At 41.1% G+C, this 22714-nt stretch carries 19 protein-coding genes and 1 tRNA gene; 12 read left to right on the forward strand and 8 right to left on the reverse strand.

Annotated features, from left to right (window positions below; all coding sequences use genetic code 11):
• Positions 1–108: 108 nt before the first annotated feature.
• Positions 109–2478 carry a ribonucleoside-diphosphate reductase subunit alpha gene (locus tag K0S23_RS11270; RefSeq protein ID WP_300357267.1) on the reverse strand — a complete coding sequence of 790 codons (2370 nt, stop codon included), beginning with the start codon at positions 2476–2478 and terminating at the stop codon, positions 109–111.
• 41 nt (positions 2479–2519) lie between these two features.
• Positions 2520–3494, reverse strand: coding sequence for a ribonucleotide-diphosphate reductase subunit beta (locus K0S23_RS11275; RefSeq protein WP_300357269.1), 975 nt, complete (start codon positions 3492–3494; stop codon positions 2520–2522).
• A gap of 463 nt (positions 3495–3957) precedes the next feature.
• On the opposite strand from K0S23_RS11275, the gene K0S23_RS11280 reads away from it, so the two are divergent.
• From K0S23_RS11280 to K0S23_RS11290, 3 genes are all read left to right on the forward strand, one after another.
• Positions 3958–4677 carry a ComF family protein gene (locus K0S23_RS11280; protein ID WP_300357272.1) on the forward strand — a complete coding sequence of 240 codons (720 nt, stop codon included), beginning with the start codon at positions 3958–3960 and terminating at the stop codon, positions 4675–4677.
• A 76-nt stretch (positions 4678–4753) separates the two neighbouring features.
• Positions 4754–5680, forward strand: a complete 927-nt coding sequence (locus K0S23_RS11285; RefSeq protein WP_300357275.1) for a DUF1295 domain-containing protein — start codon at positions 4754–4756, stop codon at positions 5678–5680.
• Positions 5681–5760: 80 nt separating this feature from the next.
• Positions 5761–6807, forward strand: a complete 1047-nt coding sequence (locus tag K0S23_RS11290; protein WP_300357276.1) for an FAD-dependent oxidoreductase — start codon at positions 5761–5763, stop codon at positions 6805–6807.
• On the opposite strand, the gene K0S23_RS11295 is transcribed toward K0S23_RS11290, so the two are convergent.
• Positions 6794–9016, reverse strand: coding sequence for a cation:proton antiporter (locus tag K0S23_RS11295; RefSeq protein ID WP_300357278.1), 2223 nt, complete (start codon positions 9014–9016; stop codon positions 6794–6796). The genes K0S23_RS11290 and K0S23_RS11295 overlap by 14 nt on opposite strands.
• A 318-nt stretch (positions 9017–9334) precedes the next feature.
• Here K0S23_RS11295 and K0S23_RS11300 point away from each other — a divergent pair, with 318 nt between their 5' ends.
• The 4 genes from K0S23_RS11300 to K0S23_RS11315 all read left to right on the forward strand — a co-directional run bounded on the left by K0S23_RS11300 (position 9335) and on the right by K0S23_RS11315 (position 13652).
• Positions 9335–9973 carry a hypothetical protein gene (locus K0S23_RS11300; protein ID WP_300357280.1) on the forward strand — a complete coding sequence of 213 codons (639 nt, stop codon included), beginning with the start codon at positions 9335–9337 and terminating at the stop codon, positions 9971–9973.
• A gap of 63 nt (positions 9974–10036) precedes the next feature.
• Complete coding sequence (locus K0S23_RS11305; RefSeq protein WP_300357282.1) at positions 10037–10579, forward strand: RNA polymerase sigma factor; 543 nt, start codon at positions 10037–10039, stop codon at positions 10577–10579.
• Positions 10576–12057, forward strand: a complete 1482-nt coding sequence (locus K0S23_RS11310; RefSeq protein ID WP_300357285.1) for a hypothetical protein — start codon at positions 10576–10578, stop codon at positions 12055–12057. Before K0S23_RS11305 ends, K0S23_RS11310 begins: the two co-directional genes overlap by 4 nt.
• Positions 12058–12200: 143 nt before the next feature.
• Positions 12201–13652 carry a hypothetical protein gene (locus K0S23_RS11315; RefSeq protein ID WP_300357287.1) on the forward strand — a complete coding sequence of 484 codons (1452 nt, stop codon included), beginning with the start codon at positions 12201–12203 and terminating at the stop codon, positions 13650–13652.
• A gap of 96 nt (positions 13653–13748) precedes the next feature.
• Here the strand turns inward: K0S23_RS11315 and K0S23_RS11320 are convergent, their stop codons facing one another.
• From K0S23_RS11320 to K0S23_RS11340, 5 genes are all read right to left on the reverse strand, one after another.
• A complete protein-coding gene (locus K0S23_RS11320) occupies positions 13749–15251 on the reverse strand; it encodes a hypothetical protein (RefSeq protein WP_300357289.1) in 1503 nt (500 codons plus the stop codon).
• A 123-nt stretch (positions 15252–15374) separates the two neighbouring features.
• On the reverse strand, positions 15375–16037 hold the full coding sequence (locus tag K0S23_RS11325) for a response regulator transcription factor (protein WP_300357291.1): 663 nt from the start codon (positions 16035–16037) through the stop codon (positions 15375–15377).
• Positions 16038–16061: 24 nt separating this feature from the next.
• On the reverse strand, positions 16062–16835 hold the full coding sequence (locus K0S23_RS11330; protein WP_300357293.1) for an ATP-binding protein: 774 nt from the start codon (positions 16833–16835) through the stop codon (positions 16062–16064).
• Complete coding sequence (locus K0S23_RS11335) at positions 16832–17527, reverse strand: hypothetical protein (RefSeq protein ID WP_300357295.1); 696 nt, start codon at positions 17525–17527, stop codon at positions 16832–16834. Before K0S23_RS11335 ends, K0S23_RS11330 begins: the two co-directional genes overlap by 4 nt.
• A 32-nt stretch (positions 17528–17559) precedes the next feature.
• Positions 17560–18381: a hypothetical protein gene (locus K0S23_RS11340; RefSeq protein ID WP_300357297.1), complete on the reverse strand. Its 822-nt coding sequence runs from the start codon at positions 18379–18381 to the stop codon at positions 17560–17562.
• Between the two features lie 480 nt (positions 18382–18861).
• Here K0S23_RS11340 and K0S23_RS11345 point away from each other — a divergent pair.
• From K0S23_RS11345 to der, 5 genes are all read left to right on the forward strand, one after another.
• Positions 18862–18934 (forward strand) — tRNA-Met (locus tag K0S23_RS11345).
• Positions 18935–18993: 59 nt separating this feature from the next.
• On the forward strand, positions 18994–19239 hold the full coding sequence (locus tag K0S23_RS11350; protein WP_300357300.1) for a GIY-YIG nuclease family protein: 246 nt from the start codon (positions 18994–18996) through the stop codon (positions 19237–19239).
• A 654-nt stretch (positions 19240–19893) separates the two neighbouring features.
• Entirely contained in the window at positions 19894–20295 is a 402-nt protein-coding gene (gene yiaA, locus K0S23_RS11355) for an inner membrane protein YiaA (RefSeq protein WP_300357302.1), read from the forward strand.
• 170 nt (positions 20296–20465) lie between these two features.
• The gene (gene era, locus K0S23_RS11360) at positions 20466–21341 is read left to right on the forward strand and encodes a GTPase Era (RefSeq protein ID WP_300357304.1); all 876 of its coding nucleotides are present in this window, start codon (positions 20466–20468) and stop codon (positions 21339–21341) included.
• 52 nt (positions 21342–21393) lie between these two features.
• Positions 21394–22704 (forward strand): ribosome biogenesis GTPase Der, encoded by a 1311-nt coding sequence (der, locus tag K0S23_RS11365; protein ID WP_300357307.1) that lies wholly within the window; start codon positions 21394–21396, stop codon positions 22702–22704.
• The last annotated feature ends 10 nt before the right edge of the window (positions 22705–22714 follow it).

The following is a 22714-nucleotide window of genomic DNA, read 5'->3' on the forward strand; positions in this document are numbered from 1 at the left end:
TATTAACATCACAACATCTTTAAAATCGATATGCCGATATGTAATTATTAAAAACACGTAGGGACGCGATTAATCGCGTCCCTACGTGTTACCATATAAATCCAAGTTCTATCCTGAACACATTTCACAGTTGTCCGGATTATCCAAAGAACATGCGATTGCTGCTTGTTGTTCTTCCAACTCAGCTGCCGATATTGCTGCCGGCTCTTCCGTTACTGCTTTATCTACAGTGAACTTAATTGCATCTGTTGCAGCTTTTGTTCTCAGGTAATACATTCCTGTTTTTAATCCTTTCTTCCAACCGTAGAAGTGCATGGATGTTAACTTACCGAAGTTTGCATTCTCCATGAAAATATTCAACGATTGAGATTGGCAAATATAAGCTCCGCGGTCAGCAGCTTGCTCGATAATTGCTTTTTGAGAAATCTCCCAAGCTGTTTTATACAGATCCTTGATGTATTGAGGAATCTCGTTGATGTTTTGAACTGATCCGTTTGCTGCCATCAATTTCTGACGCATATCTTTCGTCCATAAACCTTCTTTCACCAAATCCTTCAACAAGTGCTTATTTACGATGATAAACTCACCTGACAATACGCGACGTGTGTAAATATTGGATGTATAAGGCTCAAAACATTCGTTGTTTCCAAGAATCTGAGCTGTTGAAGCTGTTGGCATCGGGGCAACTAACAAAGAGTTACGTACTCCGTGCTTCATCACTTCTTCTTTCAATAAATCCCATTCCCAACGGTTTGTCGGAGTAACACCCCACATATCGTATTGGAAAACACCTTTTGAAACCGGGGAACCGGCATATGTTTCGTATGGACCTTCAGTAATTGCCAGGTCTTTGGATGCAGTCATTGCAGCGTAATAGATCGTTTCAAAGATCTCACGGTTCAATGCTTTTGCTTCTTCAGATTCGAACGGATAACGCATCAGGATAAACGCATCGGCCAATCCTTGAACTCCTAATCCAATCGGACGGTGACGCATATTTGACTTGCGAGCCTCTTCTACCGGATAGAAGTTCCCGTCAATAATGCGGTTCAGGTTTACTGTTGCCTGGTACGTTACCTCAAACAATTTATCGTGATCGAATTTTCCGTCTTCCGTAACATATTTTGGTAATGCCAAAGAAGCCAGGTTACATACCGCGATTTCATCCGGTGCAGTGTATTCGATAATCTCCGTACATAAGTTAGAAGATTTGATAACTCCCAAATTCTGTTGGTTTGATTTCGCGTTAGCTGCATCTTTGTACAACATGTATGGTGTACCTGTCTCAATTTGAGATTCCAATACCTTGAACCACAAGTCCTGTGCTTTGATCGTTTTGCGACCTTTTCCTTCTGCTTCGTATCGTGTGTACAATGCCTCGAATTCAGCTCCGAACGTATCGGAAAGTCCCGGACACTCGTGAGGACACATCAATGTCCAGTCTCCGTTTTCTTCCACGCGTTTCATGAATAAATCCGGAATCCACAAAGCGTAGAATAAATCGCGGGCACGCATTTCCTCTTTTCCTGTGTTCTTTTTCAAGTCAAGGAAATCAAATACATCTGCATGCCAAGGCTCGATATACATTGCGAAAGATCCCTTGCGTTTTCCTCCACCCTGATCTACATAACGAGCTGTATCATTGAATACGCGTAACATCGGAACGATTCCGTTTGATGTACCGTTTGTTCCTTTGATATATGATCCTGTTGCACGAATATCATGAAGAGCTAATCCGATACCACCAGCCGATTGAGAAATCTGAGCGCAAGATTTCAATGTCTCGTAAATACCTTCGATGCTATCCTCTTTCATTGTTAACAAGAAACAAGAAGACATTTGAGGTTTTGGTGTACCTGAATTAAATAATGTTGGTGTTGCATGTGTAAACCACCCTTCAGACATCAAGTTGTACGTCTTGATTGCCTGTTGTAAATCATTTTTGTGAATCCCGACAGCAACACGCATCAACATTTGTTGTGGTCTTTCTGCGATCTCACCATGTGTTCTTAACAAGTAGCTTCTTGTCAATGTTTTGAATCCGAAGTAATCGTAGCGGAAGTCACGATCGTAAATAATACTTGAATCCAATAATTCGCTATTGTTTTGAATCACTTCAAATACATCATCAGCAATCAATGATGCACGCTGACCTGTTTTCGGGTCTACGTATTTATATAGGTCTTCCATTACTTCAGAGAACGATTTTTTCGTTTCCTTGTGTAAGTTAGACACAGCAATTCGCGATGCTAACAAAGCATAATCCGGGTGATCAATTGTTTTAGCTGCTGCAACCTCAGCGGCTAAATTATCTAATACCGTTGTTGTTACTCCATCGTAAATTCCTTCGATGACCTTCATGGCAACAGCCTCTGGGGAAACTAGCGGGTCCAGCCCGTAACACATCTTGATGATGCGTGCAGTGATTTTGTCAAATTTCACCGCCTCTTTTCTTCCGTCTCTTTTAATTACGTACATATAGCGCTCTATTTGGGTTGTTGTTATTGTAATATAATGAATTAAAATTCTTCGTCCAAACTAAATGTTTGGTCTTCCTTGTTCGACATAACGCCTGACTTTTGATACTCAGCCACCCGTTTTTCGAAGAAGTTTGTTTTTCCCTGAATCGAGATCATATCCATGAAATCGAAAGGGTTTGTTGTATTGAACACTTTTGGATTCCCAAGCTCTGTCAACAAGCGGTCTGCAACGAATTCAATGTACTGAGCCATCAATTCTGCATTCATTCCTATCAACTTCACGGGTAATGCATCTGTTACAAATTCTTTCTCAATTTCAACAGCATCCAGGATAATTTCCTGTACCTGATCTTTCGAAAGTTGGTGTATCAAATGTTTCGTGTACAATAAGCATGCGAAATCGCAATGCAAACCTTCGTCGCGGGAGATCAATTCATTTGAGAACGATAATCCTGGCATCAAGCCGCGTTTTTTCAACCAGAAAATCGAACAAAATGAACCGGAGAAGAAGATTCCTTCCACAGCAGCGAATGCAACTAAGCGCTCTGCAAAAGAACCGTTATCGATCCAACGCAATGCCCAATCTGCTTTCTTGCGAACGCAATCGATCGTGTCCAGGGCATTGAATAAATGATTCTTCTCTTTTTGATCCTTGATGTAAGTATCAATCAACAACGAGTAAGTCTCTGAATGGATGTTTTCCATTGCAACCTGGAAACCGTAAAAGAACTTTGCCTCGGTATACTGCACTTCAGCCAAAAAGTGCTCTGCCAGGTTTTCGTTTACAATTCCGTCAGATGCCGCAAAAAACGCTAACACGTGTTTTACAAAGTGGCGCTCATCGTCATTCAATTTTGTTTCCCAATCAATTAAATCCGGCGATAAATCTATCTCCTCTGCAGTCCAAAAACTTGCTTCTGCTTTCTTATAAAAAGACCAAATATCTTCATGTTGGATTGGAAACAACACGAATCTGTTTTTGTTTTCCGATAAGATTGGTTCTGCTTTTGCCATTTTTAATTCCGTTTTTTTAAAGTCAATAATTTCTATGCCAAGGTTATTTTTCAACCATGGATCAGTTTGTGTTGGTATTCAAATTTCAGTTAGCTTCCCCTTCGATTTTGTTGTGTGTGTTCAACAAGTTTTAAGCTCAAAGGGGCATACAAAAATTGTCATAATTCTTTCCTTTCGCAATTAAAGAAATCCACAATTGTTTGAGGTTTTCAACAGCGCTACTTTGAAAGCCTTTAACATGAACACTTAGCGAGTTTATCAACATGGTCACTAAAGATATTCACAGTACAGAATCTGCAATTCATCGAAGAATAAGACAGATTCGTCCAACTTCAAGTGTATGAAGACTTTCAGTCGTCTTTCCTATAAAATTAGGTGAAAAACGAATATGTTTTTTTGTTATTTTTAGTAGGCTATTAACACCCGGTTGTTGATAGGTAAGCAAAGCCAAATAAACACTGCTATGGTACTGAATTTCTCATCGAATTTTAACAAATGGATGCGCGATTTGCTCCATGTTCTTTACCCTCAAAACTGTTTGATCTGCAAAAATGAATTCAATCAATCCAAATTGGCAATCTGTCCGATTTGTTCAAGTGAATTGGCATATACCCATTTTGAAGATTACAACGAAGTAACTAACCTGGATAAGTTATTTTGGGGGAGGGTAAAATTGGAAGGAACTTATGCTCTTTTACGGTTTAAGCAGCAAAGTTCAACCCAACACATCCTGCATGAACTCAAATACAAAAACAATCCTGAAATTGGTAAACATTTCGGAAAAGAGATCGGCTTAAAAATGAAAATAATCGACAAGTTTTCCGACATGGACGCATTGATTCCGGTACCTCTTCACCCAAAAAAAGAGTTTATCCGCGGCTACAACCAGGCAGAAATTATCTGTAAAGGAATTGCCGAAAGCAGCGGTGTTGCACTTAGGAAAGATCTGCTGAAACGGATTTCTTTTACTGAGAGTCAGACCAGGAAAGGAAAATCTTCACGGTGGGACAATATGCAAAACAGGTTTAAATTACAGGGAATCAAAAACAGGAATCTGAAGCATCTGGTAGTTGTAGATGATGTTGTAACAACAGGTTCTACGCTTGAGACATGTATTCGTATCCTTCGGGAAGAATTTCCACAGGCAAAGATCAGTGTTGCAGTACTTGCAGTTGCGGAATAATTCGAAATTTTACATTTTTTGAAATGATTTTTGCTTTTTGCATTTTGCATTTTCAATTAAATAGTAACTTTCAACTATGTTAATTACTGTACTTATCCTCTTACTGACCTTAGTGGTGGTTCCGTTGATGTCCTTCTATTTCGGAACTCCCTTAAATACGCTGCAAACCGAAGTACTCACCGACATGGGGATCGTCCTGGCAATCGTAACCGGGGTTTGTTTTCTTCTTGGAGAAATCACCAGGAATTATTCCCAAATCGATAAACTCTGGAGTATTATTCCGATCTATTATGTCTGGCATATTGCATACGCCGGGGATTTTGAACCGCGGTTGGTTTTAATGGCTGTGGTAGTAAGCATCTGGGGAATACGTTTAACCTATAACTTTGGACGAAGAGGTGCTTATCAATGGAAGTTCTGGACAGGAGAAGAAGATTACCGCTGGGGCGTTCTGCGAAAAAAGCCGGGTTTCAGCAATCGCTTTGTTTGGATGCTGTTCAATTTGTTCTTTATTTGCTCGTATCAGGGCTCCCTCATTTTCCTGTTTACTCTTCCCGCATTAACCGGTTTGGGGAACTCGGCTCCGGCTGCAATCCAGGTTTGGGATTGGCTTATTGCCGCTGCAATAATTATCGCGGTTGTCATTGAGTATATAGCAGATCAGCAACAGTATGACTTTCAGAGCGAAAAGTACCGCAGGATCAATAAGGGTGAAGACCTTGGTCCCTATGCAAAGGGATTTGTAGATACGGGATTATGGAAATTGGTTCGCCACCCGAATTATGCCATGGAACAAACTATCTGGATCCTGTTTTACGGTTTCAGTATTGTTGCAACCGGAGAATGGATCAACTGGTCTATGGGAGGTTGTTTATTGTTAGTCATCCTATTCAAAGGAAGCTCTGACTTTTCAGAAGAACTGACTGCCGGCAAATACCCGGAATATATCAATTATAAGCGAAAAACTCCCCGGTTTATTCCTTTTATAAAGTTTGGAAAGTAAATTGAATGGACTTTAAGACATCAGGATGTTAAGACTATAAGACTATTCAATTATTTCAAGTTTTTCAACACCTTTGTATTATGAAAGTATTGGTCGTGGGGTGTGGTGTTGCCGGAATTTGTTTAGCACATGAATTGCTACAGGCTGATTGTGAGGTACAACTCATCGATAAGGGGCAAAACGTTTCCTCAAGCGTGGCAGCGGGAATCATTAACCCGATCGTTTTCAGACGCATGACGCTGAGTTGGCGCGTCTCGGAATTCATCCCTTTTGCTTATAACAGATACCGTGAATTGGAACATAAAACAGGCGTCTCATTTTTTCATCCTTTGGTGATTCGCCGTTTATTTGCCTCAGAACAGGAATTGGAATTTTGGAAGAAAAAACAAAACCTGCCCGAATATTCGGATTATATGGAAACGCTCACGAAGGAAGACCTGGAATTCCCTCTTGAACAAAATACCTTTGGCACTGCACGTGTAAAACAGGCTTCTTATATTGATGCCAAAGGTTTTATACGGGCTAACCGGGATTACTTTCAATCAAAGAACCTGTTGCTGGAAGAGAACTTCAACCACGATGAACTGAACCCCGCAGAAGCTGTTTATAAAGGAACCAGGTATGATTTCATTGTTTTTGCCGAAGGAAAAGATTCAACTTACAATCCGCTTTTCGGGTATTTACCGCTGCAACAAACAAAGGGTGAAGTACTGACCATCCGGTCCGAAACAATGTATTCCGATGAATCGTTGAACCGCAAATGTTTTTTACTTCCTTTGGGAAACAATGAATTCAAGGCAGGTTCAACCTATGTTTGGAACACGGATGACACCATTCCAACGGAAGAAGGTCTTCAAACAATCACGGAAAATCTAAAATCGATCACTTCCGAACCTTACGAAGTTTTGGAACATAATGCCGGTGTTCGTCCTACTGTTTTAGACCGCAGGCCATTATTGGGTTTACATCCGGAATACCCGAAAATAGCCATCGCGAACGGTTTGGGAGCAAAAGGATATATGCTTGCCCCGCTTCTGATGAATGAACTGGTACAGCATTTGTTTGAGGGAAAAGAAATTCCCAAAGATTCGCACATCAACAGGTTTGCGTATTCTAAGCATTCTTAAGAATATCCCGAAGGTAGATACGGATCCGTTTATTTGAACCAACAATCCAAATAACATCATCTGCCTGAAAAGTGATATCGGGATCCGGATTTACAATGCGTTCATCGTCACGCTCCAACCCGACTACGATTCCTTTGCACATTTCGCGCATCCTGGAATGACGCATTGTTTGACCGATCAAACCGGAATCTTCCGGAATGGAGAATGAATGCAAACCAACCTGAATAGAATCTGACTTTGGTTCTATTTGTTTTTCCGTAACGGTAATGTAATTTTTAAATGCGGTCAGCTGCTCATCCGTTCCAATGACCGAAATCACGTCATTCGGATAAAGTATATGGTCTTGCCTCGGAATATTAATCGTAACATCTCCCCGTTCAATAATTACGATGTTGACTCCAAATGTTTCGCGCAGTTTCATTGAACTTAAAGGCAGACCGATAATCGGTGAGCGGCCGTCCAGGGTAAAAGTTGTTAAATGAGAATCCCAGGGAGCAAGGTAGTTTTTCTCCTTTTGAGCCAGTTCACGCTCGTGAAAATTCAGGAGGAACCTGGATTCGATCTTGCCATAGAATCGCTTGATCCGGTGTCTTTGTGTAATAAAAAACAAGGCACTTACAAGCACTCCGATTAAGGCTGCAAGCGGTGAATAATAGGTTGCGAAAACAAATCCGACAAAGAAAATAGCCAACGCGATGCGGGAAATGATCAGGGCGAGCAACGGACCGCGATAAAGTGGTTTTGTCCAGATATTTGCATAGGTTTGTGAGGGACCACGTCTGAAGGCAAGTGCGTATAAAAACGGGGCGATCATCAATAAGGTAAGTGTTACGATCAATAGATCTTTCCATTCACTTTCATCGAAAAACGGAGCCAAAAACCGGTTGGAAAGCAGGATAATACTAACAATGATCACCGAAAAAATAAGCGTGTTGATCAGGTAAAAGCGAATGAGTTTTTTCCAGTCACTCGCCTCGGTAACCTGCTGTGTTCCCTGACTGTATCTGTACAATCGGTTCTTCCATTTTACCGGCATTTTCACTGTCACCCAATCCGACATTCTCCCGGAAAAACCAATCATATAAGGTGTTGTAAACGTAGTAATTACCGAAACAGCTACTGCTACCGGGTATAAAAAATCACTGGTTACGCCCAGAGTAACTCCAAGAGTTGCAATAATAAATGAGAATTCTCCGATTTGCGACAAACTCATCCCGGTTTGTACAGCTACTTTGATCGGCTGACCGGCAAACAGGGCTCCAATCGTTGCGAAGATGGGTTTTCCGATCAAAAGTACCAGTGTTGAGATTCCGATCGGCAAAGCGTATTCAACCAGCATGTTCGGGTCCAGTAACATCCCTACCGAAACAAAGAAGATCGCTCCGAACAAATCCTTGACGGATTGAACTAGATGTTCGATTTTTTCCACTTTCGGTGTTTCAGCCAAAATGGAACCCATAATGAATGCTCCCAATGCAGGTGAAAATCCGGCCTGAGAAGACAAAACCACCATTAAAAAACAAAGTGCCAGGGAAAGAACAAGCAGTGTTTCATCATTCAGATATCTCTTTAAACGCTTGAACAGGGTAGGCAGGAAGAAAATCCCCGAAACAAACCACAAGACCAGGAAGAAGATCAGTTTGATAATGGAAAAGATCATCTCTATTCCTTCAAATGAACGGCTAATAGAAACAGTAGAAAGGATCACCATCAGTACAACCGCTACCAAATCTTCAATGATCAGAGCACCCAGTACAATTCCGGCAAATTTCTGACTCTTCACTCCCAGTTCATCAAAAGCACGGAAAATAATTGTTGTGGAAGCAATACTGAGAATCCCACCCATAAACAGGCTGTCCATCATCCCCCAGCCCATGACCACTCCAACGTTATATCCGATCAGGAAAGTCATCCCAACTCCCATAAGTGAGGTGATCACAGCCACGTTTCCAACCTTCAATAATTTCTTGAAACTGAATTCGAGACCAAGACCAAATAAAAGAAATATTACGCCGATTTCTGCCCAGGTTTTAATCCCGTCTGATTCTACAACAGTAGGAAAGAAGTTAAAATACGGCCCGACAAGAACTCCTGCTATGATGTATCCAAGAACCACCGGCTGACGTAACATTTTGAAAATGATCGTCATCACGGCCGCTGCACCTAAGATCAATGCCAAATCGATGATTAACTCCGGAACATGTCCCATGAAAATTGTTTTGCGGTCTAATTAAAAAACCAATTTGTGCTGATTCTTAAAATTAGGAAAAATGCCCTGATTTTGAATTAAAAGGAGATTAAAATACTTGAGAATCGGTCGAAACGGTTAAAACGCAGTTAAACTGAATGGACTCAGGATAGTTTTCGTCATTTAATCGTTGCTTTTATGCACCTTTACCTTCTTGCTCTACGTCATACTAACACATGAATCATACATCTACATTCTTTTTTCAAAAAAAGTTTCTTTTCCATGCAGCGAAAACGGGTTTTTGTTCTCTATTAAAAAGAACACCCTTAAAATACTGATATGAAAAGAACACTTTTAATCCCGATTGCCGCTTCTGCTGTGATACTTTTGCTCGCAATTGCCTGTAAAAAGAACAACCCGACAGCACCCGTCAATCCATGTCCGGAAGATACTCCTTGTTCGTTCTGTTTCGGTGAAAACCTGGAATTGGGAACTGACAACCTGATCATTTCAACAACTTATGCACAGCAGGCTCCCTTCATGCTATACAGTCAAAATGTAGGTTTAAGTCCATTGTTAAGCGAAACCCCTACCGGTTTCTACGGTGCCCAGGGCGGCGTTTCAATAGCGTTCAACAGTGCAAACATGCTTGCCTGTGTTTCCAACAAAATCACTTTTGTACATGGCCGTATGTCAAACAATACAAATCCTTTCCCGGAATTGGTGAATGTACAGTTTCCCGGAACTCCTCTGATCACTACCGTCCCGGATTCCCTGAATTACTTTTTAAATCCTTATGGCTACACCGTGGAGCGCTACTTCCAACCGGGTTTGGTCTGGATGTCTCAGAACCCCGGGGATAATTTTATAGGAGTGGTCGATTCGATCATCATCCGCGGACCTGAATTTGAAACCGTAACGGTCGGTGCAAACTTGTTTGAATCGGAATTACGCAGTATTTGTGTTGCACATGAATAATTAACCTTTTTAATACACCTCAGGGAAGTCCGCCACAGCGAACCTCTCTTTTTACCAGTTCTATTGAAATTCAGTTCTATCCATATAGCCCTTGATGCCTTTCGGGATTCTCTTGATCCCAAAGCGTTCAATGCTATTTATAAAATGCTGTCGCCTAAACTTTACTATGTGTGTCTCCGTTACCTGAAAAACGATGCGGATGCACAGGATGCGCTCCAGGAAACCTTTGTTACAGCTTATCGAAAAATAGACTCTTTCCAGGGCCAGGGGAGCTTTGAAGGCTGGATTCGCAGGATTGCTGTAAACACGTGTTTAGCTAAACTTCGAATTGATAAAAAGCAGTTTGAACAGGAGGATTACGACCTGGATAAGGCGCGAATTCTGCCGGAAGAAGAAGAGTATCTTCAAAAAGAAGAAACGGAAGCCAGGTTACTCCTTGCATTAAAGGAATTGCCGGACGGATACCGGACCATTATTAATCTCGCTATTCTGGAAGATTATTCTCACCGTGAGATAGGTGAATTACTGAATATCACGGAAAGTACTTCCCGCTCGCAATTAACCAGGGCAAAAGCTGCATTGAAACTTAAACTGGAACAAAGATGAAAAACAGCGAACATAAACAGTTGGATCAACTTCTGAAGGATAAATTATCCGATGGAACAGCATCTGTTCCTGATTTCGTATGGGACAGAATTGAAGAAGAGCTTTTCCCCGAAAAGAAGAGACGTGGTTTCTTCTGGTGGTTTTTCAGCGGACTGTGCCTGGTGGTAATCGGTGGTCTGTTAGGGGTCGCTTTCTCCGGTCAAAAAACTCATTCTCAAAATACTTCTCTTTCAAATAATTCTGTTCCGGAACAATTAAATACTCCCGTTTTAAGAACGCAGCATTCAATGCGCAAGAATAAATTTATAACTCTGAATCCCGCTAAAACAAAGGGTAGTTTGTCCGCCGCGGCGGACGAACATGCAACCAAAGCAGGCAAATACTTTGATTCCAATCCCGATAGCTATCGGAATGCAACTAAAACAAGCAAACACTCCGATTCCCCCCACCATACCTATCAGAATACCAATCTCCGGCAAAAAAAGTCCGGATCCTCACTAAAAAAACAGTCCGGATCCCAAACAAAGTCTGTCTCCTCTAATTCCGGAAAATTGCTTTCTGAAAAAACACAAACTGACCCACTGCAACCTTCGAATGGAAAGCAGGAATCCCTCAACAACCGGTCCACTGACCAAAATTCAACTGATCCGGCTACTCATTCAACTTCTGAAAATCAAGCAACGCAGGCAAAAGCCGAATCTGCAATAAAAGCCGATTCAATAAGCAGGAAAGAATTGAGCTATGCCGAAATACTGGATTTGGTCAAACGCGATTTTTCTAATAATCCGGATGAATTGGATGAGAACAAAAAGAATTCATTGTTCTCTCTGGGGATTTATGGAGGACCGTCACTGTATAATACTGCTGCTTTTAAAGATTATTTCTCTTCCGGACAATTGAGTAAGCGCACCTTTGCTTCTTCGGGATTTGAACTTGGATTGCATGCCCGTTTCAAAATCGGGAATCGTTTCCGGATTTACGCCGGTTTGGCTTTCAACCAAAAACAAACGCAATTCAATTACAATTTGGCCATTACCGAATTCGATTACTTCACTTATCTTGTGAATGGAGAAAAAGTGCCCCTGGCAAATATCCGGGATGACGGAGCAAACAGTTGCTTCCTGGCAAAAGATGTCCTGGTTCGTTACCAAATACAATCGGCTTTAATTTCTTTGGGAACACAATTTGAATTTCTTAAAATGGGAAGATTCTCTGCAGCAGCTGATCTCAGACTTTCCTGCAATATTTACTCATCGCTCAAACTCAAAGAAACAAGGGTTCTGGATATTCAAAAGCCAAATTCGGAGAACTTCAGTTACTTCCAACCGGGAGCTGGCCTACTCTTAAATTATGAGATAAACAGCTGGATCTCTGTCGGATTATCGCCGTTCTTCAGTAAACAATTCTATTTAAAGGAATCGTCTTCACGAAAGATGGATGAGTTGGTAATTCCGGTAACTGTTTCGTTTAATTTATAAACCGAACACCCTTTTTTTCAGCATCGTGTGAAAGAAAATTGGGGAAAAGAGCATCTGTTATCAGCGGATGCTCTTTTTTATTTTCAAGCTGCCCGGGATTCGATTTTTGTTTTAACTTAGTCGCAACTTAAAAAACACTATTCATGAAAAAGAACTCTTTAACCCTTTTCTTAGGGGGAGTAACTGTTATTGGTTTAGCAGTACTCACCAATTGCACTTCCGGAACGGATACCGAGGTCGAAAGTGGCTACGAAACCAGCAGTTCACCCGATTCACTTTGTTTGGTAGATCCAAGCTGGTTCCCCCACAGTCAGACACCCGCACCCCAGGAAGGACCCGGAAGTCCCTTCGACACTTCAAGCACAACCAATCAGATTTTTCACCAATGGTCCTGGAACAAATTCCTATGGCTCACTAAACCGGATCAGGGCGGAAATCCTTTATTCCTAAATCAAAGCAAAGTGCAACAGGTTACTTCTCACATGGCAACTGTGAATATCCCGAGCGGAGCAATGGTTGTACTTCAGGATACAGCCCAGGCCGGATCGGAAAGTGCCGTATTGCAAACAAACCCGGATTACAATAACGGAACCGGCGCAATGGTTTATTATTCGATCCACATGAATCCGCTGATGTATAATGCAGGTCTTAATTTCGCATCCATGATTAAGAACGGTCAATTACCAGCTACCAATGAGGCTTCATTCCCTGTTGGTTCGTTTGAATTAAAGGTTGCGTGGGTCCCTCTTTCAGCAATTCCTGCTGCGAAACAATCGGAGTATTACACAACGACCGCATCGCTCTCTACAAACAATGGAGCATCTTTCACAAATACACAGGTTGCATTAATTGGAATGCACGTCGTTGGTGTTGTTCAAAATCACCCTGAATTCATTTGGGCAACATTTGAACACGATGATCTGTCTCCGGATTACAACTGGGAAGCCAATTCTGCAAGTTCCGCTACTGATCAGCTTTTGTTCAAAAATGGAACTGTAAGCGGCCTTAACGGAATTTTGTATGACAGCGATACAGAATTAGGAGAAACTCCTTACCAGGTATACGATTTGTTTCAATATGGAATTCCGCGCAATTCGGATGGTACATTCATGAATACTTCGCAATCGGAACCCGCAGATTTTCAGAATGTAGATGGGATTAATCAATGTGTGAAATCGCAATTGGATGATGTATGGGCTAATTATTTTTACAACGGATCTATCTGGCTGAACACGGATGGTAAAACTCCATTGCAGCAGGCACAACTGATCGATAGTCTAGCGGGAAATATAAGCAATGCAACTCCGGGAAGCTTTGCCCGTGGTAGTTTGAATTGTGCCAATGTTACAATGGAAACTTTCACCCAAACATTTGAAACCAGCATGAGCGGGATCAATGCGGGTAATTTGGCGAATTGTTTCTCCTGCCACAGTGGTCAGTCCTTTTCTTATAATGGTGACAGTTTATCACCGGTTTATCTGAGCCACACTTTCCAGGAATATTTACTTGAACAGCAGGGAAGTTCCTTTAAGAAGGCTGAAAGCATCAAGTCCAAAGCAGAACAACGCGTGCTGAAACGTATGCAGAAAAAATAGTTTGAAAACAGTAAAAAGCCGGGAGAAATTCTTCCGGCTTTTCTATTTAATAAGTTAATTTCCTCCTTCATTGCAAGCAAAGGAAAGGGTTAAATATTACTTCACTATCCCATTTCCGGGTGCAACTTTCTTGAAATTCAGATTCTGCACTCCTTCTGTGTTCTTCACTTTCTCGAAACGGAATACTTCATTACTCACAACCCGCTGGAGACAGATTTCGATCATGGTCGTTGAGTTTGGCTGTAAGGCCTTTTCAAACAATTCTTTCGAAGCTTCAATTTCACAAGGCAAATAACGAATGAATCCATCCTCAGGTCTTGGGCGAATAATCAATCCCAACTTGCTGATCCCTTTTAATTCATCCAATTTATGTCCGTTGACTGTCATAGCCCTTCTCCCGTGAAGCACATCGTAGTCGAAGAAATAAGTAACCGTTGATTTATTAATCTGGTTGCATTGTCGGTCTGCAAAAAACCCGGCTGGTAAGCCATTCGGGTCGTGGTTTTCCCCGGTCAGGATCAGGTCGAAATCGCTTACCAGATGACCTTCCGAATCCACCAAGCGGAACAGGATCATGGAATAACGGTCATGAATAAAGTATTTCTTCCCGAAGATGCGTTTATCTACTTCCACCAAACCTTTTTGCTGTACGTCTGTTGTTTCGGTAGCAAACTCACCGGTAAGTTTCTTGTAATCTGCAACAGTTCCCACACCAATACAGCGGAAAATAGCCTGTACCGTTTCGGTACTTTTCTGATCTTTCGTATCCTTCAGTGCACTCCTCATAATTCCCATCGTATCCCCGGAATGTGATTTATAGGTCATTACCCTGAAAGGAGTTTGAGGTGCTTCTTTGAATTCGGAAATTTCCAGGTTTGCGGCCTGCCACTTTCCGCCCACCAATTTAGGCGTTTCCTGTGTTAATTTCACATACCGGCCATTCTGATTTGCAGCTGCAACGCGAACTACTCCATCACTTCCCAATTCTCCGGTATAGGAGTTCAGGTGGTCATACAGTTTACGGTCGATATCCTGGCCAATCAAAGAAAAGGGAAAAATTCCCTTCGGGCCGATGTGCTTTTCCCCGTTCAGGATCCAGTCCTTGTTTAGTTTCCAGGCTTCAGTGCTTCCGAGTTCCAGCCAATTCAGTACGCGTTGTCCGGGCTCAACACCATCGAACCAGGATTTGATGCGGCTCAAACGGCTTTTACCCAATTGTGCAAGTGCAGAACCATAGTTAGCAGGTGCAAGCATAATGAGATGACTCATCGGGCAAAGTTGTTTTTGGTCTTTGTAATAATCGTTCCACCAGGTTCGTACCACAGGGCCACCGGTAGAGTGGGTGATACAAACAAAACGTTCTCCGGAAGCCAAAGCCGGAGCTAATTGTTCCTGTACGGCTTGTTCGAGCGCGCGGGCAATGTCTTCCAATCGGACTTCATCGTTGAAGCTAATGTAACGCCCTAAAAAGATGTGTTCGATTTTAAGCTGGAATCCGTAAGTACCTGCTTCCTGCATTAGGCGCAGCGGCATTTCTCCGTAAGTGTCGAGGTTAGTGACACTGTATCCGTGCACAAATGCAAGGGTTAATGTTTTCATTGTAAATAGTTTAAGGTTTTGATGAAAATAGTGGTTTTTTTCTATTCTTATTATTCCTGTACAAAAATAGTCATCCAGGTCGTAAAGTATTTACGATGAAAACGGACGATTTTATCAATCGACCTACAACTCATCAAACAACTGGTGTTTTAAGACAAACAGCACCAGGCCTGTTTTTGATTTGATGGCAAATTTATCGAAGATCGCTTCGCGGTAACCATCCACGGTGCGGGAGCTTACCTGCATTTTGTCTGCAATTTGGTCGTAAGTATATTCCTGTTCATGACAAACCCATTTCAGGAATTCGCGTTCCCGTTCTGTTAATTGGGCCAGGATCTTGTCTTTTTCCGAGAGTTGGGCTGCACCGGCATCTGTTCTTAAGGAAAGTGCCAGGAATTCATTGTGGTAATAACCGGTAGTAAGGATTGAATCCAGGGCGTTCTTCAAGACCTCTGCACTGCAGTTTTTCTTCAGGAATCCGCGGACCCCGTTTCGGAATAAGCGAATTATGGTTTGTTCATCACTGTCTAATGTCAGGATGAGAACAGTTTGTTCATTTTCCGAACTCTTGAGCTTTTCTACCAGGTCAAAGCCACTCATTCCGGGCATGTTTAGATCAACAATAAGAAGATCCGGTTTTTGAAGTCCGGGAAGAGCATCCAGAAATGCATTTCCGGAATCAAATTGTGCACTTACAGAGTAAGGACCTAATTTTTCAATCAGTTCTTTTAATCCGTTTCGGACAATTACATGGTCGTCAATCAGAACAATGTTTCGGTTTTCCATCAGTAGTGGTTCGCTATTTGATTACTAATGTGGCAATTTTTTCAGAATATAACTCGTTCCTTCTCCCAATTTTGTTTGAACAGTGCACTCCAGTTGAGCCAAAGCAGCGCGTTTTAATATATTTCGAAGCCCTGAAGCTTTATTTTGACTGAAAACTTCATCGTAATCAAAACCGGAACCATCATCTCTGACTTCCAGTTCAAACAGCTCCGAAGTGGTCTTCAGGCGGATAAATACGTTCTTCGCTCCTGCATGTTTCATGACATTGTGAAGTATTTCCTGGAAGATGCGGAATACCATCAATTCTTCATCTTTCTTTAGAACGGAAGAAGTTGAATCTGCATCCAGGTGAACCACAAAACGACGCAGATGATTCATGCGGTTTACTTCCAATTGAATAGCAGTGAGCAAGCCGCTGTGTGCAATGAAATCATTGTTAAAGGTTTTACTCAGTAATCTCAGTTGCTGTGTTACTTCATTCAGGTAAATTTCAAGCGGTTTATACTCATCCTGGTTCTCCGGGGAATCCAGTTTCCGGTTTTCGATCTCAATATGCATGGCTGTAAGCAACTGACCGATATTATCATGCAATTCATTGGCAAACTGCCCCATTACGTGTTCGCTCACTTCCGTTTCTACCTGGCGGAGTTCCCGTTCAAAGTCCAGTTTGGTTTCTACCAGTAGTTGTTCCTGACGCATGCGTTGTCTGTTTGAAATAAAAAAAGTGATCGCGATCCCCGCAATTAAGAGTAAAATGAGGAGCGTTGCAGCAACAATACTTAGAATAATATCGTTCATGATTTTGATGTTTGTTTTTTGGCATTTCTGTAAATCATCCCAAACGCAAGAGCTAATAAAAGGTATCGTGTATTTGCCAGAACTCCACTGATCAGGTAATACAAAAAAGTGTTGACCGCCGGGTTCTTTATTTCCAGGTAATGCATCATGGAAACATAAGGGACACTACAGGCAAAGTAAAGCAATATCCCCAGGCAAGCCCACTTTTCGGGGGAAACCCAAAACGGGGTCCCGGTTCGCTGGCCAAAAGTGTACAATACCACTGAAAAAACGAGTGTAATCCCGATACATGCCGTAACATCTGCATAATTGAGATAGGTTCCGAGTCCCTGGTTCCCGGCCTGCATCCCGAAAACAACCAGGAAAAGAGAAAATGCTCCGATTGATAAAAACGTTCGGAGCATTTCCGGAAGGACAAACCAGGCTGCAGTCAGCAGTAATCCAGTCTCAAGGATCAAATGTATATTCATGAACCATTGGTTATCTATCGGCAAATGATGTGCTTGCTGGTAAAGTGTGATCGCATGGGAACCTGTGTAGAACAAACTCCAGACCATCACCTGCAGCAATAAGATTCGAAAAAAACGATCCAGCTTTCTAAAAGCAAGCACTCCAAAAAATAGAGCCAGTGAGATACACGAGATTTCAATCAATAGTGTAAGCATGTCGGTTTGAATATGAGGTAGTGACATGCTAAGTTGCGAAAAAAAGTTACTATATTCTTTTAAAAAAGATCCAAATCAGCTATTTCTATACTTCCAGGAGGGCATAAATGTGATCTGTTTGCATACTTGTTTCTAAAATCCCGTATTTCTTTGTCAACTGCCTTCGTTGCATATAGTAATATCGAATGTTTATTATCCAAATTTCCACTTTGACGATTCGTCGCAATGCTATTTCTCAACGTCACACAATCATTTGCTTCTAAATTGTCAAAAATTAATGTATAGATTGTTTGAAAGGGATAGATAACAGCCTCTGTATCCAAATCTCTAATAAAATTTCTAAATACGGTTTCATTCAAATGAAATATTTCCATACCTTTTCGGTATCTTTTTTTAAGTCCTTCTACCTCTGTAATGGCAATTGGTTGAAATTTTTCTTCGTTTGTCTTACTATTATCATAGTGATACACTCTTTCATTACTATGAACTAAATAATCATTTTCATTGTTCTTTTGAATACAAATTGGTTGAAAAAGTGGTTTCAATTTATTATTTACATCTAGACCTAACCAGATTTTAACTGCTGTAATATAATTACCAGTAGCTTGAGGCATAGCAACCGAATCAAGGTAGAGCTTTTTGAAAGCATCTCTATGTATTTCAAGTACATCCTTATTTAAAGGGGTAGTCGTATCCTTTAATCTCACAATATTTTGGAAATGAGATAATTGAGGCAAAGAATCTATCATTCTGACTTCAGCAATTTCCATTTCAAGTTTATTTTCCAAATTGATTTTATTTTCCAAGAAAGGAAAAACAACCTTTAAATCTTCATAAGGAATTTCTCTTGTTTGAATTTCTTTAATTAATTCTGTTTCCATAATAGTTCATTTTAAGTTTCACTCAAAACTCATCATTAAATCGCTTACAAACAAATTTTTACCTTGGGATTTCCTGCAAAACGCATACGGGAAAAATCCCGGGATAGTTTGGGATAAGGACTCTGTCCAATGCATATTTTACTTCTATCATTAGTATAAGTTATTTGGATTTTGTAACTTATATCTATGAAATATCTGTTGAAATATATTTTCAATCCCTCTTTCAGGGCAAAAATGAAACGCGTTATGAAACGGCGTACGCTTGCATTAATAATCTTTTTGATATTAGGTATTTAGCGAAGCAAGCAATTATTTCAAAGGTTGTCGATCGGCAGCCTTTCTTTTTATTCCATTGTTAACAAAAGAAAAAAATCCAAAAAACACTTGCATATCCATAAAAAGTGCGTATCTTTGCACTCCACTAACAGAAACGCCTGTTAGAAATGAAATAGAAAATAGCAATAGTTATAAAAGATATATTGCGGGGTGGAGCAGTTGGTAGCTCGTCGGGCTCATAACCCGAAGGTCGCACGTTCGAGTCGTGTCCCCGCTACAAAGAAAAGGTTGTCAAGTTTTGACAACCTTTTTTGTTTTTATAGAAATCCGCTATCCATGTTTGTTACCTACGTTTTATATTCCCCAGTTCACGATAAAATCTATATTGGTTACACCTCGGATTTAATAGACCGCTTTCGTTCTCACAATCAGTTTGCAACCAAAGGCCATACAATTAAATTTCGTCCTTGGGAAGTAATTCATATTGAATTCTTCGACTCCAAATCAGAAGCTATGAAGCGTGAGAAAGAATTAAAGTCTTCGAGAGGAAGGGATTTTATTAGAACTAAAATTTTGCATTAGCTCGTCGGGCTCATATCCGTCAGCTGACGGACGCACGTTCGAGTCGTGTCCCCGCTACTAAGCAAAAAGGTCAATCGAAAGATTGGCCTTTTTTTGTGCATCAATTTTTGACACGACGAGAAGTTTATGCCGACATCATTTTCAAGGAACGTAGAAAATTATCGTCGGTAAGTCGTGTCCCCGCTACAAAGAAAAAAGCGTAATTACGAAAGTGGTTACACTTTTTTCTTTCGCTCTAGTCTCGCTCTCACACTCACTCTGAGATTACATTTCTTTAAGAACAAGGAGAAATCTTTATATACGGATGTCAAAGACAGAAAACCAAGGGACATAACGTAGATAAAGCATAGATACTCCACCTTTTAAGTATGGATTAAGTATAGATACAGTATGGATACCCCACCTCGAGACGTAGCGACTGTAAAGTCTGCTACTGTCTCCTTTTAACCTTCGAAGCTCGAAAGAGCGCTGAAAGCCTTGACCGTAGCGTCAATGGAAGCAGTGTTTCACCCGATAGCTATCGGGATCGTGTGCTTCGTGGTTAAATAATTACGAGTACGGAAAATCGCAACTCACTTGCTTAAAGTACTGCTAAACCGTTTTACTAAATTGTTAGCTTCCCACATCTTTGTCGAAACTTTTAAACTTAAAACGATGACACAGAAACCTTCATTTGCATTTATTGCTGCCAGCTGGGTAGCCTTTGGAACCGGATTGATCGGATACTTTACAGGTGTATTCGGAAATAAGGAACTTCAATTATCGGATAAAGGATATTACTTTACCGTAATTATGTTCGCATTGTTTTCCGTGATCAGTGTTCAAAAAAGTGTGCGCGACAGGCTGGAAGGAATTCCGGTAACGGATTTGTATTATGGAATTTGCTGGTTTTGTACCATTCTGTCCATTTCACTGCTTGTTGTTGGCTTGTGGAATGCCGATATGTGGGGAAGCGAAAAAGGATTCTTTGCCTTCTCGTTTGTACTCTCCCTTTTTGGGGCAATAGCCGTTCAGAAAAATACCCGCGACTCGATTTCCAAAGAGAAACCATTCTGAATCAATCATAAAAAGAAGAAACCTGTTTATTGTGGTTCGGCCAAACGAAGTCGGAGCCTGATAAACAGGTTTTTAAGTTTTGCACGGTCTGCCGGTCAGATTGGAATTCGGTCCCCACTCTGCTGTGGACTATCGCTTTTTCTTCGTACCTTTGCACCAAATTTCAAAATATGTCTCACAAATCAGCTTTCGTAAATATTGTTGGTAGCCCGAATGTTGGTAAATCGACCCTTATGAATGGATTGGTTGGTGAAAAACTTTCCATCGTTACCTCCAAAGCGCAAACAACCCGTCACCGGATCCACGGTTTGGTCAATGGCGACGATCATCAAATTGTTTTTTCCGATACTCCGGGAGTGGTAAATGCTTCTTATAAGTTGCATGAAGCCATGATGAGCTATGTGGAAAATTCATTCAAGGATGCGGATATTTTGCTTTTCATTACAGACATGTTTGAAAACGAAATGAACCACAAGGAAACGCTTGAACGCATTGTGAAATTGAAAATTCCGGTTTTATTGATCTTGAATAAGATTGATTTGGCCGACCAGGCAAAATTGGAAGAGCGCGTACAATATTGGAAAGAGAAAGTTCCCAATGCGGAAATTATTCCAACTTCTGCCTTGCATAAATTCAACATCGACGTAATTTGGGACCGCATTTTGCAATTGGCTCCTGAAGGCCCCGCTTACTTTGATAAGGATGAATTATCGGATCGTCCGGTTCGTTTCTTTATTTCTGAAATGATTCGTGAAAAGATCTTTTTGCATTGCGACAAAGAAGTTCCTTATGCTTGCCAGGTAGAAATTGAATCTTACCAGGAAGCAGAAAACATTACTCATATTCGCGCCTTAATTATCGTGGAAAGAGATTCCCAGAAAGGGATTTTGATCGGTAAAGGAGGAGATATGCTGAAACGAATTGGTCGTGAATCACGACTGGATATGGAAGCTTTTTTAGGTCAAAAAGTGTTTTTGGAGACCTTCGTAAAAGTGGACAAGGACTGGAGAGCTAGTGAACAAAAATTAAAAAAGTACGGGTATTAAACCCGGGATTATCTATAACGCAGTGCTGTGAAGTACGTCTAAAAAACAAAAAATGGGAAATATTATTGCCATCGTAGGACGCCCGAACGTAGGAAAGTCCACCCTATTCAACCGCTTAACAGAAAGCAATCACGCAATCGTAAAGGAAATTAGCGGTGTAACCCGGGATCGCATCTATGGACGTGGGGAATGGAACGGAGTTCCGTTTTCAGTCATTGATACCGGAGGTTACGTAAGAGGCTCGGAAGATATTTTTGAAGGAGAAATCCGCAAGCAAGTTGAAATTGCAATTGAAGAAGCAAATGTAATCCTGTTTGTAGTGGATGCTACAACCGGAATCGTTGACCTCGATGAGACAGTCGCAAACATGTTACGCAAATCCAAAAAGAAAGTATTGGTAATTGCAAATAAAGTAGATAACAATGACCGTGTAGGCATGTCGGCTGAGTTCTGGTCTTTCGGATTAGGCGAAGTCTTTGATCTGTCTGCAGCGAATGGCTCAGGTACAGGAGAAATCCTGGATGAAGTTGTCAAATATTTCGACAAGGAAGATCCACGCGGAGAAGAAGAAGCTAATCTGCCACGCATTGCTGTTGTTGGAAAGCCAAATGTTGGTAAATCTTCTATGATCAACGCTTTCACAGGAGAAGAACGAAACATTGTTACGGATATTTCCGGTACAACAAGAGATTCTATTGATACGCGGTATAAAGCCTTTGGTTTTGATTTCATGCTGATCGACACCGCAGGAATCAGAAAGAAAGCAAAGGTTACGGAAGATATTGAATACTATTCTGTGCTGCGCTCAGTTCGCACAATTGAGGATTCGGACATCTGTATTTTTATGATCGATGCAACCGAAGGAATTCAAAAACAGGATTTGACTATTTATTACATGATCGAAAAAAATCACAAAGGAGTGGTTGTTTTGGTGAATAAATGGGATTTGGTAGAGAAAGATACCATGACTGCTGTGGAATACGAGAAGAAACTAAGAAACGATCTGGCTCCTTACAACGATGTTCCGATCATCTTTACTTCTGCTCTTACAAAACAGCGAATCCATAAAGCTTTGGAGAAGGCAATGGATGTTTTCGAAAATCGTACACGCAAAATCCCGACTTCTGAATTGAATGACCGCTTGCTTCCGATTATTGACAGTAATCCACCGCCATCACTGAAAGGAAAATATGTGAAGATCAAATATATTCAGCAGTTGCCAACACACGCTCCTGCATTTGCATTCTTCTGTAATTTGCCACAATACATTCCGGATTCATACAAACGCTTCCTGGAAAACCGCTTACGAGAAATGTACAATTTTGAAGGAGTTCCGGTTCGGATTTACTTCCGGAAAAAGTAATAATTTTATA

The sequence above is a fragment of the Fluviicola sp. genome (assembly GCF_029266855.1).
Taxonomy (GTDB): domain Bacteria; phylum Bacteroidota; class Bacteroidia; order Flavobacteriales_D; family Crocinitomicaceae; genus Fluviicola.

Coding starts and splice junctions, on each gene's coding strand:
- der (WP_300357307.1), top strand. CDS start 21,394: ATGGGAAATATTATTGCCATCGTAGGACGCCCGAACGTAGGAAAGTCC.
- K0S23_RS11340 (WP_300357297.1), bottom strand. CDS start 18,381: ATGGAAACAGAATTAATTAAAGAAATTCAAACAAGAGAAATTCCTTAT.
- K0S23_RS11320 (WP_300357289.1), bottom strand. CDS start 15,251: ATGAAAACATTAACCCTTGCATTTGTGCACGGATACAGTGTCACTAAC.
- K0S23_RS11335 (WP_300357295.1), bottom strand. CDS start 17,527: ATGTCACTACCTCATATTCAAACCGACATGCTTACACTATTGATTGAA.
- K0S23_RS11295 (WP_300357278.1), bottom strand. CDS start 9,016: ATGGGACATGTTCCGGAGTTAATCATCGATTTGGCATTGATCTTAGGT.
- K0S23_RS11330 (WP_300357293.1), bottom strand. CDS start 16,835: ATGAACGATATTATTCTAAGTATTGTTGCTGCAACGCTCCTCATTTTA.
- K0S23_RS11325 (WP_300357291.1), bottom strand. CDS start 16,037: ATGGAAAACCGAAACATTGTTCTGATTGACGACCATGTAATTGTCCGA.
- K0S23_RS11275 (WP_300357269.1), bottom strand. CDS start 3,494: ATGGCAAAAGCAGAACCAATCTTATCGGAAAACAAAAACAGATTCGTG.
- era (WP_300357304.1), top strand. CDS start 20,466: ATGTCTCACAAATCAGCTTTCGTAAATATTGTTGGTAGCCCGAATGTT.
- K0S23_RS11300 (WP_300357280.1), top strand. CDS start 9,335: ATGAAAAGAACACTTTTAATCCCGATTGCCGCTTCTGCTGTGATACTT.
- K0S23_RS11270 (WP_300357267.1), bottom strand. CDS start 2,478: ATGTACGTAATTAAAAGAGACGGAAGAAAAGAGGCGGTGAAATTTGAC.
- K0S23_RS11350 (WP_300357300.1), top strand. CDS start 18,994: ATGTTTGTTACCTACGTTTTATATTCCCCAGTTCACGATAAAATCTAT.
- K0S23_RS11285 (WP_300357275.1), top strand. CDS start 4,754: ATGTTAATTACTGTACTTATCCTCTTACTGACCTTAGTGGTGGTTCCG.
- K0S23_RS11315 (WP_300357287.1), top strand. CDS start 12,201: ATGAAAAAGAACTCTTTAACCCTTTTCTTAGGGGGAGTAACTGTTATT.
- K0S23_RS11280 (WP_300357272.1), top strand. CDS start 3,958: ATGGTACTGAATTTCTCATCGAATTTTAACAAATGGATGCGCGATTTG.
- yiaA (WP_300357302.1), top strand. CDS start 19,894: ATGACACAGAAACCTTCATTTGCATTTATTGCTGCCAGCTGGGTAGCC.
- K0S23_RS11310 (WP_300357285.1), top strand. CDS start 10,576: ATGAAAAACAGCGAACATAAACAGTTGGATCAACTTCTGAAGGATAAA.
- K0S23_RS11290 (WP_300357276.1), top strand. CDS start 5,761: ATGAAAGTATTGGTCGTGGGGTGTGGTGTTGCCGGAATTTGTTTAGCA.